The 13,580-nt window shown below is 56.8% G+C and carries 13 protein-coding genes and 3 tRNA genes; 10 read left to right on the forward strand and 6 right to left on the reverse strand.

Translation table 11 applies throughout. The annotated features are described in order from the left end of the window. Positions 1-3: 3 nt before the first annotated feature. The 3 genes from gltX (at position 4) to ACRZ9U_RS02015 (ending at position 3,933) form a co-directional block, all read left to right on the forward strand. Positions 4-1,410: a glutamate--tRNA ligase gene (gene gltX / locus ACRZ9U_RS02005; protein ID WP_170405982.1), complete on the forward strand. Its 1,407-nt coding sequence runs from the start codon at positions 4-6 to the stop codon at positions 1,408-1,410. A 114-nt stretch (positions 1,411-1,524) separates the two neighbouring features. After that, on the forward strand, positions 1,525-2,820 hold the full coding sequence (gene gltA, locus ACRZ9U_RS02010; RefSeq protein WP_170405985.1) for a citrate synthase: 1,296 nt from the start codon (positions 1,525-1,527) through the stop codon (positions 2,818-2,820). Positions 2,821-2,991: 171 nt separating this feature from the next. After that, positions 2,992-3,933 (forward strand): autotransporter domain-containing protein, encoded by a 942-nt coding sequence (locus ACRZ9U_RS02015; protein ID WP_170405988.1) that lies wholly within the window; start codon positions 2,992-2,994, stop codon positions 3,931-3,933. 9 nt (positions 3,934-3,942) lie between these two features. On the opposite strand, the gene ACRZ9U_RS02020 is transcribed toward ACRZ9U_RS02015, so the two are convergent. Continuing rightward, positions 3,943-5,010 carry a PA0069 family radical SAM protein gene (locus tag ACRZ9U_RS02020; RefSeq protein WP_170405992.1) on the reverse strand — a complete coding sequence of 356 codons (1,068 nt, stop codon included), beginning with the start codon at positions 5,008-5,010 and terminating at the stop codon, positions 3,943-3,945. 315 nt (positions 5,011-5,325) lie between these two features. Here ACRZ9U_RS02020 and ACRZ9U_RS02025 point away from each other — a divergent pair, with 315 nt between their 5' ends. Continuing rightward, complete coding sequence (locus ACRZ9U_RS02025) at positions 5,326-6,024, forward strand: corrinoid protein (RefSeq protein ID WP_170392964.1); 699 nt, start codon at positions 5,326-5,328, stop codon at positions 6,022-6,024. Positions 6,025-6,125: 101 nt separating this feature from the next. Next, on the forward strand, positions 6,126-6,791 hold the full coding sequence (locus ACRZ9U_RS02030; protein WP_170405995.1) for a DUF1638 domain-containing protein: 666 nt from the start codon (positions 6,126-6,128) through the stop codon (positions 6,789-6,791). Positions 6,792-6,794: 3 nt separating this feature from the next. On the opposite strand, the gene ACRZ9U_RS02035 is transcribed toward ACRZ9U_RS02030, so the two are convergent. After that, a complete protein-coding gene (locus tag ACRZ9U_RS02035) occupies positions 6,795-7,205 on the reverse strand; it encodes a SufE family protein (protein ID WP_170392962.1) in 411 nt (136 codons plus the stop codon). Between the two features lie 141 nt (positions 7,206-7,346). On the opposite strand from ACRZ9U_RS02035, the gene ACRZ9U_RS02040 reads away from it, so the two are divergent. After that, the gene (locus ACRZ9U_RS02040) at positions 7,347-7,871 is read left to right on the forward strand and encodes a hypothetical protein (RefSeq protein WP_170405998.1); all 525 of its coding nucleotides are present in this window, start codon (positions 7,347-7,349) and stop codon (positions 7,869-7,871) included. On the opposite strand, the gene rnd is transcribed toward ACRZ9U_RS02040, so the two are convergent. From rnd to purM, 3 genes are all read right to left on the reverse strand, one after another. After that, a complete protein-coding gene (gene rnd / locus ACRZ9U_RS02045) occupies positions 7,868-9,025 on the reverse strand; it encodes a ribonuclease D (RefSeq protein WP_170406001.1) in 1,158 nt (385 codons plus the stop codon). The two genes, ACRZ9U_RS02040 and rnd, sit on opposite strands and share 4 nt — an antisense overlap. 110 nt (positions 9,026-9,135) lie before the next feature. Further along, positions 9,136-9,732 carry a phosphoribosylglycinamide formyltransferase gene (gene purN, locus ACRZ9U_RS02050; RefSeq protein WP_170406004.1) on the reverse strand — a complete coding sequence of 199 codons (597 nt, stop codon included), beginning with the start codon at positions 9,730-9,732 and terminating at the stop codon, positions 9,136-9,138. Continuing rightward, on the reverse strand, positions 9,729-10,775 hold the full coding sequence (gene purM / locus ACRZ9U_RS02055) for a phosphoribosylformylglycinamidine cyclo-ligase (RefSeq protein ID WP_170406007.1): 1,047 nt from the start codon (positions 10,773-10,775) through the stop codon (positions 9,729-9,731). Before purM ends, purN begins: the two co-directional genes overlap by 4 nt. A gap of 107 nt (positions 10,776-10,882) precedes the next feature. Between purM and ACRZ9U_RS02060 the strand changes: the two genes are divergently transcribed. Next, positions 10,883-10,959: transfer RNA gene (locus tag ACRZ9U_RS02060), tRNA-Ile, on the forward strand. Positions 10,960-10,961: 2 nt separating this feature from the next. On the opposite strand, the gene ACRZ9U_RS02065 is transcribed toward ACRZ9U_RS02060, so the two are convergent. Then, positions 10,962-12,281: an ATP-binding protein gene (locus ACRZ9U_RS02065; RefSeq protein ID WP_170406010.1), complete on the reverse strand. Its 1,320-nt coding sequence runs from the start codon at positions 12,279-12,281 to the stop codon at positions 10,962-10,964. A 44-nt stretch (positions 12,282-12,325) separates the two neighbouring features. Here ACRZ9U_RS02065 and ACRZ9U_RS02070 point away from each other — a divergent pair, with 44 nt between their 5' ends. The 3 genes from ACRZ9U_RS02070 (at position 12,326) to ACRZ9U_RS02080 (ending at position 13,580) form a co-directional block, all read left to right on the forward strand. Continuing rightward, positions 12,326-13,240, forward strand: a complete 915-nt coding sequence (locus ACRZ9U_RS02070) for an MBL fold metallo-hydrolase (RefSeq protein WP_170406013.1) — start codon at positions 12,326-12,328, stop codon at positions 13,238-13,240. A 73-nt stretch (positions 13,241-13,313) separates the two neighbouring features. Further along, positions 13,314-13,388, forward strand: a tRNA-Asn gene (locus tag ACRZ9U_RS02075). A 117-nt stretch (positions 13,389-13,505) separates the two neighbouring features. Beyond that, positions 13,506-13,580 (forward strand) — tRNA-Asn (locus ACRZ9U_RS02080).

Raw genomic sequence — 13,580 nt, forward strand, 5'->3', positions numbered from 1 at the left:
ACCATGTCCGATCAGGTCGTCACCCGTTTTGCCCCCTCTCCCACCGGATTTCTGCATATCGGTGGCGCCCGCACTGCGCTGTTCAACTGGCTTTATGCGCGGGGTCGCGGCGGCAAGTTCCTGTTGCGGATCGAGGATACCGATCGGGAACGTTCCACGCCGGAAGCAACAGCGGCCATACTGCAAGGCATGGACTGGCTAGGGCTTGATCATGACGGTGAGGTCGTCAGCCAATTCGAGGGTGCCCCTCGACATGCAGAGGTCGCGCATCAATTGCTGTCCGACGGCAAGGCATACAAGTGCTTTTCGACGCAGGAAGAAATCGCTGCATTCCGTGAACAGGCGCGGGCCGAGGGGCAGTCGACCCTGTTTCGCAGCCCGTGGCGCGAGGCTGACCCTGCCACACATCCCGACGCACCTTACGTGATCCGCATCAAGGCTCCGCAAGACGGTGCCACTGTGATCCGCGATCAGGTGCAGGGCGATGTCACCATTCGCAACGATCAGTTGGATGACATGATCCTGCTGCGTTCGGATGGGACTCCGGTCTATATGCTGGCCGTTGTGGTTGACGATCATGATATGGGCGTGACTCATGTGATCCGGGGCGACGATCACCTCAACAACGCCGCCCGTCAGATGATGATCTACGAGGCGATGGGTTGGGAAGTACCAGTCTGGGCGCATATCCCTTTGATCCATGGACCAGATGGTAAAAAGCTCAGCAAACGTCACGGTGCGTTGGGGGCGCAAGAATATCAGGCTATGGGATATCCGGCATCCGGAATGCGCAACTATCTGGCTCGGCTGGGCTGGAGCCATGGGGATGATGAGTTCTTTACCGATGCCCAAGCTAAAGAGTGGTTCGATCTGGATGGCATCGGCAAAAGCCCGGCGCGATTTGATGTGAAGAAGCTTGAAAACCTTTGTGGACAACATATTGCCGTCGGGGAAGATGCCGCGCTGCAGCATGAAATTCAGGGATATCTGAAGTCAGCTGGTTTGCCGCCGCTTTCCGAAACACAATCCAGTGATTTGATCCGTGCGATGTATTGCCTCAAGGACCGCGCACGCACGTTCCCGGAACTCATTGAAAAAGCTCATTTTGTGCTTACGTCGCGACCTATCCAGCCAGATGAAAAGGCCGCAAAGGCGCTGGCATCTGTATCCGACGGTATACTGAAAGAATTGACGCCGCAGCTGCAAAATGCTAGCTGGTCCCGGAACGAACTGGAGGAGACCCTGAATTCGTTCGCAGAGGCGAATGGGGTTAAGTTCGGCAAATTGGCTGGTCCGCTGCGGGCGGCACTAGCGGGCCGGGCAGTTACACCTTCGGTATTTGACATGATGCTTGTGCTTGGGCGCGATGAAACCCTGGCGCGGCTTTCTGATGCAGCGAACCCGGCCTGATTTCACATAAGGGTAACGCTGCTCCGTTAAGAACGGACTGCGCGACGGAACGCAGTCGTTGCCTGCTTTGTCGGACAGCGATCCGGCATGCGCACGAATGAAGAAGGGACAAACATGACCGAGAGCAAAAAATCAGCCAAACTGACTGTCCACGGCGAAAGCTATGATCTGCCGGTGTTTTCTCCGACCGCTGGGCCCGATGTGATCGATATCCGCAAGCTCTATGGTCAGGCTGGCGTCTTTACTTATGATCCGGGTTTCACGTCCACCGCAAGCTGTGACAGCACCATTACATTCATCGACGGTGACAAGGGCGAGTTGCTGCATCGCGGTTATCCGATCGAACAGATCGCCTCGAAGTCGCATTTCCTCGAACTCAGCTATCTGCTGCTGTATGGCGAGCTGCCTTCGGCGAAGGATCTGGAGAACTTCGAGACCACAATCACCCGCCACACGATGCTGCACGAGCAGATGCAGTATTTCTATCGCGGATTCCGCCGGGATGCGCATCCGATGGCCATCATGGTGGGTGTGGTTGGTGCCATGTCCGCGTTCTATCACGATTCGACCGACATCGCGGACCCGCGTCAGCGTGAAGTAGCTTCGCACCGTTTGATCGCAAAAATGCCGACCATCGCGGCCTGGGCCTACAAATACCATATTGGTCAGCCCTTCGTGTATCCGCGCAACGACCTGGACTATGCGTCAAACTTCCTGCGCATGTGTTTTGCCGTTCCTGCCGAAGATTACGAGGTGAACCCGATTCTGGCACGCGCCATGGATCGTATCTTCATGCTGCAGGCGGATCACGAACAGAACGCCTCGACTTCGACGGTGCGTCTGGCATCTTCTTCGGGTGCAAACCCATTCGCCTGTATCGCGGCCGGTATCGCCTGTCTATGGGGTCCGGCCCATGGTGGTGCGAACCAGGCTTGCCTTGAAATGCTGGAAGAGATCGGCAGCGTGGACCGCATCCCCGAGTTTATCGAGCGTGCCAAAGACAAAGATGACCCGTTCCGTCTGATGGGCTTTGGCCACCGCGTCTACAAGAACTTCGATCCACGCGCGAAAGTGATGAAGCAATCGGCAGACGAAGTACTTGACCTGCTGGGCGTAGAAAACAATCCCAAACTACAGGTCGCGAAGGCGCTGGAAAAACAGGCGCTGGAAGATCCGTATTTCATCGAAAAGAAACTGTTCCCGAATGTCGACTTCTATTCGGGCATCGTGATGGAAGCGATGGGTTTCCCAACCTCGATGTTCACGCCAATCTTCGCATTGTCACGCACCGTTGGCTGGGTTAGCCAGTGGAAAGAAATGATTGCCGATCCACAGAATAAGATCGGACGCCCACGTCAGCTTTATCTGGGCGCGAGCAACCGCGATTACGTGGACATCGAAAACCGCTGATCCACACACAATATCGATGTTAAGACCCCGGTTAGCCGGGGTCTTTTTTTCCGTAGCGTTACCAAAATGAGACCGTTCGAAACCAATCGTAAATGACTGTTTCGATGCATCTTTCCGCGTTACCTCAGTCCGCCTAATGTTGCCGCGTCCGACGAATAGTGTTTGGTTCTCATGCGTTTCATCTTCTTGTTCACCATGTTGCTACTTGCGCAATCGGCATCCGCTCAAAGCGTGCTGGAACGTGCTTTTGAGAAGCAGCAGCAGGAAAACGCCGCCGGGTCGTTGGCAATCTTGGGGCTGGCAGGCATCCCGGACGATTCTGCCAGCGCAATCTCACTGCAATCAAATACAGACAATCGCGATTACGATTTCAAATCCGCCCAGCTGGGCGGCGGGTTTCGCCTTGCTGAGGGCGTGCCGATCTATCTTGAGGGGTATTTAGGCTACGCGCGCTATGACCCCGTTCTGACCTTCAGCGGCACCGGAGATACCACGCGTATTCCGCTGAAATGGACCAGCCTCGCCATGACCGGCGGTGTCGGCTATCAGTTCGACATCGGCGAGTATTGGAAAATGACCCCGATGGCCCATATCTCGGTCGGACGTACGCAATCCGACGCATCTGTCGGTGCGCAAGCCATCGCCAACCGCCTGGGGCTTGATCGAGACTTTCTCGAAAGCGGCGGCATCTGGGCTGGTGGCGCAGGCGGATCGATGACGGTCTCGTACGAGAGAGCTCTGTCCAACGACCGGGAATTCGAGGCAAGCCTGCGCTATACCCATATCGAATACTGGCCTATCGGAGACAACGAGGACCTGTTGGTTGAATCAACTGCCGCAAATGCAGTTCTGTGGTCACGCTACCGCTTTCCAACTGGAAAACGCATGTTCGGTCGCCCGGTCCGCTGGGTGGGCGATCTGTCCCTGTCCTATCTGATCGGGGATCAGGCACTTGTATTGGGCACCGACTGGCTGGCACGCGTAGGTGGTGGGATCGAGGTCGATCTGTCTGACACATGGGTGCCTTGGGTATCAACGACACGGTTTATGGTCCGCTACTACGGCAGCGATACCGTCAACGGCTTCTCGGCCGGTATTGGCATTAGTTTCTGAACCAAGGCTTCAAAACAAAGCCAGTTGATCACCGGGCTGGGGTGGAGGTGCAAACGCCGCACAGTTCAGTGGCGGCATGTCTGTCGACAGCCCGAGACGTTTGACTGCGGCCTTGAACCGTTGCGCAATCATCTCGGCATAGGTCCCTTCGCCCCGCATGCGGTGGCCCCACCGGGGGTCATATTCCCTACCCCCATGCATTTCGCGCAGCCGCGCCATCACCTTCTCTGCTCTGCCTGGCTGATGTTCACTCAGCCATTCGCGCCAAAGCCCGGATACTTCACGCGGTAGCCGCAGCATGATCCAGCTCGCGGAATCTGCGCCGGCCTGCTTTCCGGCCTCCAGCAGATTTTCCAGCTCATGATCGGTTAATCCGGGCACGATTGGAGACGTCATAACGCGCACAGGCACGCCAGCCTCGGTCAGGTTGCGGATCATTCCGAGCCTGCGCTGTGGTGAAGGCGCCCGGGGTTCCATCCGCCGGGAAAGATCCCGGTCCAATGTGGTCAGCGAAATGCCAACCCGGACAAGACCATTGCTGGCCATCGGTGCCAGAATATCAAGATCACGCTCGATCAGAGTCCCCTTGGTCACAATACCGACCGGATGTTGAAAATCTCTCAGAACCTTTAGACAGCTTCTTGTTATCTTGCGGTTTTTTTCGATGGGTTGATAGGGATCGGTGTTGGTGCCCAGTGCAATCGTGGCCACCTTGTAAGAACGTGCCGAGAGTTCGCGACGCAATAGCTCAGCCGCATTGGGTCGTGCAACAAGGCGGGTTTCGAAATCCAAACCCGGAGACAGCCCCAGATACGCATGCGTTGGCCGAGCAAAGCAATACACGCATCCATGCTCGCAGCCCCGATATGGGTTTATGGATCGGTCAAAAGGTAGGTCCGGCGACTTGTTATAGGTGATCAGATTGCGCGCCATTTCTTCCCGAACTTCGGTCCGCAACGGGGGCAGTTCGTCTGGCAAATCCCAGCCATCTTCGGTCAACTCGGTTGTAAACCTCTCGAATCGACCTGCTTCGTTTGAGGTTGCTCCGCGCCCAGGGCTTTTGATGGCAGCAGTCATTTGTTCGCTTTTTGTTCCTATCACTAGATGTAATTAAAACCAGTTTCACTGGCAAGATTCATGTTTCGATTCTCAAAAATCATCAGATGCTCGAAACCGGCGACGCATTAGACTGCAGGTGAATTTACCGTGGCTAATGAAACCAATGCAGGATGATCTTGCAAAATTCGATGTCGCTGAGTGCGAATATTCGGCCTATAGGTCGGTCTCAGAACGACCTAGGTCGCAATCGTCACAGTAGACCTGCGACGAAATGGCCAAAACGGTGAAAATGCCACCACGGGCCGCAGGCCCGCACAGCTCAGGGAAATACCCATGTCTGATGAAGAAGACATCGTCCTGTCCGAACTGAATGACGACGAACTCGTCGAACAGATGTTCGATGACCTTTATGACGGCCTGAAGGAAGAGATCGAAGAAGGTGTGAACATCCTGCTCGAGCGCGGATGGCAACCCTATGACATCCTGACCAAAGCGCTGGTTGGCGGCATGACAATTGTCGGCCATGACTTCCGCGACGGCATCCTGTTCGTGCCTGAGGTTCTGCTCGCGGCCAACGCCATGAAAGGCGGTATGGCGATCCTGAAGCCTCTGCTGGCTGAAACTGGTGCTCCGCGCGTTGGCAAGATGGTGATCGGCACCGTAAAGGGTGACATCCATGACATCGGCAAGAACCTTGTTGCGATGATGATGGAAGGCGCCGGGTTCGAAGTTGTTGACATCGGCATCAACAACCCGGTCGAGAACTACCTCGAAGCGCTGGAAAACGAACAGCCCGACATTCTGGGCATGTCCGCTCTGCTGACGACGACGATGCCTTATATGAAGGTCGTGATCGACACTTTGGTCGAACAGGGCCTGCGTGATGAATATACCGTTCTGGTTGGCGGCGCTCCGCTGAACGAAGAGTTCGGCAAGGCGATCGGCGCTGACGGCTATTGCCGCGACGCAGCCGTGGCGGTGGAAATGGCCAAGGACTTTATGTCGCGCAAGCACAACCAACTGGCCGGCTGACGCGCGATACCATATCGCGAGACAGGCCGCCCTTATTGGGGCGGCCTTTTTTGTCCGAACCTCGGGCACATATTTAGCTAAAGACCAGTCAGAGAGATCAGATGACCGACTCAAACATGCCAGATGATGACAGCCTGACCCGTCAGGGCTATGTCGCACCGCACAGCACCGAGTCAATTCTTCTGATCGCATGCGGCGCACTGGCGCGCGAGATTTTGGACTTGAAAGAACGGAACGGCTGGGATCACATGGCGCTGACTTGCCTGCCCGCCATTTTACATGTGCACCCGGAAAAGATTACACAGGCGGTCGAGGATGCGGTTGCCAAGCATCGGGACTCCTACGATCGCATCTACGTTGTCTATGCTGATTGCGGAACCGGTGGGTTGCTACAAGCAGCGTGCGAGCGACTGGGGGTCGAGATGATCCAAGGGCCCCATTGCTATTCCTTCTTCGAGGGCAATTTGGCCTTTGCCGCGCATGGAGACGATGAAACCACCGCTTTTTATCTGACAGATTTCCTTGCGCGGCAGTTTGATGCGTTTGTCTGGAAACCGCTGGGTCTAGACCGGCATCCTGAATTGCGAGAGATGTATTTCGGCAATTACACCAAGCTCGTCTATCAAGCACAAACTGATGATCCCAACCTCACTCGCCGCGCGCAGGAGTGTGCCGAACGGATGGGGCTGGAATTCGAACGTCGGCAAACCGGCTATGGCGATTTGGAAACCACGCTTGCTGACTGGGCAGCACGCAAATCCACCTAAAAGTCAGGCGCTGGCCAATGCCACTTCGCGAATACGTTCTATCATAGCGCGTAACCCGTTCGAACGTTGGGCAGACAAATGATCCTGCAACCCCAGTCGCGCGAGTTCTCCACCGGCATCAACACTGGGCACCTCGGCCACCGGCAAGCCGTTATACAGGCTACGCAGAACCGCAATCAGGCCCCGAACAATCAGGGCATCGCTGTCACCGTCAAATCGGAATTGACCGCCCTCAATGGTTGGATGCAGCCAGACCTGACTGGCGCAACCATTCACCTTGGTCGCAGGGACTTTGAATGCATCATCCAGAGGCTCCATCGCTTTGCCCTGCTCGATCACATGGCGATAGCGGTCTTCCCAGTCCTCCAGGAACTCGAAATCCTCGACTATCTCTTCGAAGGCTGGCGTTGCCATATCGGGTCCGTCCTTGCGTTACGCGTTCACAATTGTGAACTATGCTCAGCGCTACCGACTGTCCAGTCCCCAGCGTGGCTTTTCAAACGATCGAATTTGCGTTAACCCGATGCAGGTAAAGTTGCACAAAGTACTGGGTCCATGCACAAAACTCTGCCTGTTCTGATGATCTCCACAATGGCTCTGTCCGCTTGTAGCAACTGGAGCAACTCAAGCGCGAATCCATCGAACTGGTTTGGCAGCAGCACACCCAGCCCATCCGAAGTATCAGCCGATGACGCTAATGCCTTGGTTCCCGAAAATGCCGACAAAAAAGGCCTGTTCGAGCGTCCGGACGCCGAGGATAATAGCGTTCCAATCGCCGTGATCAACGAATTGCGGATCGACCCAACCTCGACGGGTGCAATCATCTATGCGGCTGGCACAGCCATTCGACAGGGTGCGTTCAACGCACAGCTCGCGCGCGTAAGATCGGAAGAACTCAGCAAAAATGGCGTTATGGAGTTCACCTTCCGCGTGGATTACCCGGACTACGCCACTGCGCAGGGCACCGAACGGTCGCGGATGGTTTCAGAGGCCGTCAATGTAAGCCGAAAAGAACTGGAAGGTATTCGTTTAGTTCGGGTCAAAGGCCAGCAGAACGCGTTGGAATCTCGTCGCCGTTAAAGCGAGACAACCTGCACTGCCTGTCCCTTGGCGGCCAAAGCAATCTTGCCTTCGCAAAGCTTCAGCGCGTCCTCGCCAAAAACCTCGAACCGCCAACCGGACATGGCGGGAACTTCTCGTTCGCCTGCAGCGATCTGATCCAATTCCGCGCTGGAGGCGATCAATTTTGCGGCAACGCCTGCGCTTTCGGTCTTTGATTTCAAAAGAACGCGCAGCAAATCTGCAAGTGCCGGGTTGACCTTCAGCTTGTCACGGCTGTTGTCAATTTTCGGCAATCGGTCTTGCGGGCAACCTACGCCCCGTTTTACCGCCTCCAGAATGCCTTCTGCGATCGCCCCTTTGCGCGCTTCGCGCAGCAACAAGCGCGACCCGCCCAGATCAGAGGGCGTCTTGGGCTTGGTCGAGGCCATCTCGATTAACGCATCGTCTTTGAACACACGGCTTCGTGGCACATTGTTCTCTTGCGCATAGGCCTCACGGAACTGCGCCAGCTCTCGAACCACGGCCAGAAACTTGGCAGAGTTGGTCCGCGTTTTGACCCGCCGCCACGCCTCTTCCGGGCGAATGTCATATGTCTCGGGTCGGGTCAGTATGCGAAGCTCTTCTGCGACCCAGTGATCCCGGCGCGACTTCTTAAGTTCTGCAGCCAGATGCTCATAGATTTTCCGAAGATGGGTTACATCTGCCAGTGCGTATGTTTTCTGCGCATCCGTCAGAGGGCGCCGTGACCAGTCGGTGAAGCGAGAAGTTTTATCGACCCCTTCCTTGCAGATCTTCCGGACCAGAGTTTCATAGCCAACCTGTTCACCAAAACCGCAGACCATCGCAGCGACCTGAGTATCAAACAACGGAGTCGGAAAGACGCCCGCGTCGACCCAAAAAATTTCAAGATCCTGCCGCGCGGCGTGGAAAACCTTGACCACGCTTTCGTCGCTGAACAGCTGGTACAAAGGCTCCAGCGACATGCCGTCAGCCAATGGATCAACCAGAACGGCGCTGTCTTCATCTTCCGATGGCACTGCAAGCTGCACCAGACAGAGTTTCGAATAATAGGTCCGTTCGCGCAGAAATTCGGTATCTACAGTGACATAAGGATATTGTGCAGCAGCCGAGCAGAATGCGGCCAGCTCTTGCGTCGTCGTCAGGGTTTTCATGCGCGGTGCTGTTCTTGCTTTTGGTTATTGTGACTGCCCGTGCCGTCCTCGTCCCGAGCGATATGCGACCATAAGACGAATAACCTTTGCGTGTAAATCACCCCTCCGCGTTAGGGCAGAAGAACTGGGTCTTTGTTGCCCATACAATAACGGCGAAGCACGGCAGGGTAGAGTTTGTGCTCCCAGGTCAACACGCGGGCGGCGAGCTCCTCAGGCGTGTCCCCTACCCGTACACCCACGCGCGCCTGACCCAGAATCGGCCCGTCATCCAACGCTGCAGTAACTTCGTGAACGGTGCAGCCATGTTCGGCGTCGCCTGCTTCAATGGCGCGGGCATGGGTGTTCAAACCCTTGTACTTAGGCAAAAGCGATGGGTGGATGTTCAGCATCCGGCCCTGGAAACGCGATACAAATTCACCCGTCAATACACGCATGAAACCGGCCAGACAGACAACATCCGGCTGGGCTGCCATAAGCGGTTTAAGCAGTTCTGCCTCAAACGCAGCGCGATCTTTGCCAAAGGGCTTGTGGTCGACGGCTGCGGTCGGAATTCCGCGCTGTGCAGCTTTCTTCAGCCCTCCGGCATTTGCATCGTTCGACAATACCAGACATGGCCGACCGGGATGATCGCAATTCATGCTGTCGACCAGCGACAGCATGTTCGATCCGCCCCCGGAGATCAGGATCGCGACGCGCTTGTGGCTCACAGCAGTTTGCCTGAGTAGGCCACACCCGGCGCTGCGGTGACTGTTCCGATGCGCGCAACGGATTCGCCTGCCTCTGCAAGCAGTGTTGTAAGATCATCTGCCTGATCTGCAGCGCAGACAACAATCATGCCGATGCCGCAGTTGAAGGTCTTCAACATCTCAGACTCGGCGATGCCACCGGTCTCGGCCATCCATTTGAACACAGGCGGCAAGTCCCAAGCATTCAAATCAATCTCGGCCCCGAGCCCTTCGGGCAATACGCGCGGCAGATTTTCGGTGAGGCCGCCGCCGGTAATATGGGCAAGCGCGCGAACACCGCCAGCCCGGATCGCCTGCAGCGCTGGTTTCACATACAGCCGCGTGGGGGTCAGCAGAGCCTCACCCAATGTTCCGCCACCGAAAGGCGACTCTTCCTCCCAGCCCAGCCCGGACATTTCAACCAGTTTGCGCACCAGCGAATAGCCGTTGGAATGCACCCCGTTCGAAGCCAGCCCCAGCAGGACATCACCCTGTTCAACGCCCTCGGGCAATGCGGCCCCGCGTTCCATGGCACCAACCGAGAAACCGGCCAGATCGAAATCGCCGTCAGGGTACATACCCGGCATCTCGGCGGTTTCACCACCAATCAGGGCGCAGCCAGATTGGACACACCCCTCGGCAATTCCTTCGATAATCCGCGCGGCAGTATCGGTGTCCAGCTTACCGGTGGCAAAATAATCCAGGAAAAACAGCGGCTCAGCACCTTGGCAGATCAGATCATTGACGCACATCGCCACCAGATCGATTCCCACGCCATCGACAACGCCGGTATCGATTGCGATCCGCAGCTTGGTGCCCACACCATCGGTTGCGCCCACCAGAACCGGGTCTTGATAGCCAGCCGCTTTCAGGTCGAACAGAGCGCCAAAACCGCCTAGCCCGCTCATCACGCCCGAACGGTTGGTGCGCTTGGCCGCAGGCTTGATCCGATCGACCAGAGCGTTGCCTGCATCGATATCTACACCTGCGTCGGCATAGGTGATTCCGTTCTTGCCCGCTGTCATGGCCAATCCCTCATGAGTGCTTTGCGCGCGGGTTATTCGATTGTGGGCCATGTTGCAACGGTCAGGCTTGACGCGGCCAGTGATCGTGATACCCAAGGCGGGACGGTGGGCCTGTAGCTCAATTGGTTAGAGCAGAGCGCTCATAACGCTTTGGTTGGGGGTTCGAGTCCCTCCGGGCCTACCAAATCACCGTCCAATCACGATATCCGCGCTTAATCCGCCCAGCCTTTCGCTGCTGCCCAGTCGCAGAATACCACCATGTACGCGGGCGATATCGGCAACAATGGCAAGGCCCAAACCCACGCCGGTGCCCTGATTCTGGTTTCGCGCCGGATCAAGTCGCGTGAAGGGTTTGACGGCCTCGGTGCGTTGTTCGATCGGGATACCGGGGCCGTCATCTTCTACCCGAATGCGTAGTGACTTTGGCGTCATCGAAAGGCTGACCTCGGCGCGTGAACCATAGCGATTCGCGTTTCCAATCAGATTCTCTACTGCCCTGCGCATGGCCGATGGGCGCAGCATTGTCGTTCCACGCCCCTCGACCGAGATTAGTTCAACGTGCTGGCCCGCGCGCTGTGCATCGTCAACGATTTGGCTCAGCCAATTTTCGGGTTCAATCTCTTCGGGTGCGCTCTCTGCAGCGCCACGCGAGAAGTCCAAGAATGCATCCAGCAGCGATTGCATCTCGTCCACGTCTTGCAACAACGGTGCGGCCTCGTCCTCGGGCAACATAGCTAATCCAAGTTTCAGACGCGTCAGAGGTGTGCGCAGATCGTGGCTGACCCCCGACAACATGAGCGTGCGCTGCTCAATCTGCCGCTCGATTCGGGCGCGCATGTCAACGAAGGCATTGCCCGCAGCGCGTACCTCGATTGCACCACCGGGTGAATAAGGCACGACCCGCCCGCGACCAAAGGCCTGCGCCGCGTCCGCAAGGCGCGTGATCGGGCGCAACTGATTGCGCATGTAGAGAAACGAGATCGTTGTCATCAGAGCCGCAAAGAACACCATCGTCACAATCAGCTGATGCGGTGCAGTCGGCGACAGGCGTCGGCGATCAAACTCTAGCTCAAGCATGCCCAGATTGGTTGCCAGAAAAAGACTCACTTCCTGTCCATTTGGCAGAGCCACATACTGGGTTTCAGGCAACAAGCTGCGCATTTCCGCATCCACCTGCGGGGCAATGAAATCGTACCATCGACGCGGACTGTTTTTCGGCTCTTCATTCGGCGGCAGAAAGCGGGCGGTCATGTTCAAGACCGACAAGTCCTGCCGCGCAGCTGCCAATGCCTGCTGCTGGGTTTCCGCACCCTCCATCACGTCCAGCACCAGTGTCACCTCGCGCGCCGCCGTGCGGGTCATCTGGGCGGTCACTTCTTCAAGATGTTTTTGCAAAAAGGCAATCGCCACCACCAAAAGCACGACAATGACCGGCAGTACCAGAATGAGTGCGGCACGCGCATATAGGCTACGCGGCATATAGGGTTTGAGCCATTGGGTCGACATGCGCTAAACCTAGCGGGCTGCTCGGGCAAGAGGAAGAGGTCAGAATGCAAGCCCCCGACGATTTCAACCCTCTCCCTGGACAGGTTGCCGTGCTCACCCCGGGGCTAAGGCGCATTCTTGCTCCCAATCCCTCGCCAATGACTTATCGTGGTACGAATACCTACCTTCTGGGCGATGAGGACATTGCTGTCATCGACCCTGGGCCATTGAGTGATGCCCATTTGCAAGCCATTGTTGACGCGCTGGAACCCGGGCAGCGGATCAGCCACATATTTGTTACGCACACCCATCTGGATCACTCGCCTTTGGCCGCCCCGCTCGCATCCCGCGCCGGCGCTCCGATTCTGGCTTTTGGTGGTCCGCAAGCTGGACGCAGCGAAGTCATGACCGAGCTGGCCCAGAACGGGCTTGCCGGAGGTGGTGAGGGAATCGATGCCGATTTCCGCCCTGATATCGAGCTTGAAGACGGTGAACGCGTCGCGGCAGAAGGCTGGCAACTCGAAGTGATCCACACACCCGGCCATCTGGGCAACCATATCGCGTTGGCCTGGGGGGATGTCTGCTTTACGGCTGATCACGTCATGGGCTGGGCCAGCTCTCTGGTCTCGCCCCCGGACGGAGACCTGACGGATTTCATGGCGGCCTGTCGCCGCCTGCGTGCGCGCGAGTGGTCGGTTTTTCATCCGGGCCATGGTGCCCCTATCACGAATCCTGCCGAGCGCCTGGATTGGCTGATAGACCACCGATTGCAGCGGGAATCACAGATACTCGACGCCCTGGAAAATGGCCCAGAAACGGCCCAACAGCTTGCCCAGCGAATCTATATCGAAACCCCCGCCGCGCTGCTTCCCGCGGCCGAGCGTAATGTCTTCGCCCATCTGGTTGATCTGACCGGCAGATCCCGTGTAGCGCCCTTGGGGGATCTGTCAGTTGCGTCTCGTTTCAAGCGCATCGCGTGAATCGGAAAAAATTGACGGCCCGTGCGCTTCCCCTCTGGACGCCGAAAATACGGGTTGTTATACGCCCCTCAGTTCCGGCGTAGCTCAGCGGTAGAGCAGTTGACTGTTAATCAATTGGTCGTAGGTTCGATCCCTACCGCCGGAGCCAAATCACACCAAATTCTTCATAATTAGCTGCGTGAGCCACGGCGAAGTTTTTTCGCAGAAAAAACTCCACTACCCCACTGGACGCCGCAATTTGAGGTTGCTATACGGCGCGGACCGTTCCGGCGTAGCTCAGCGGTAGAGCAGTTGACTGTTAATCAATTGGTCGTAGGTTCGATCCCTACCGCCGGAGCCA

This window comes from Ruegeria sp. D7 (genome assembly GCF_056534355.1).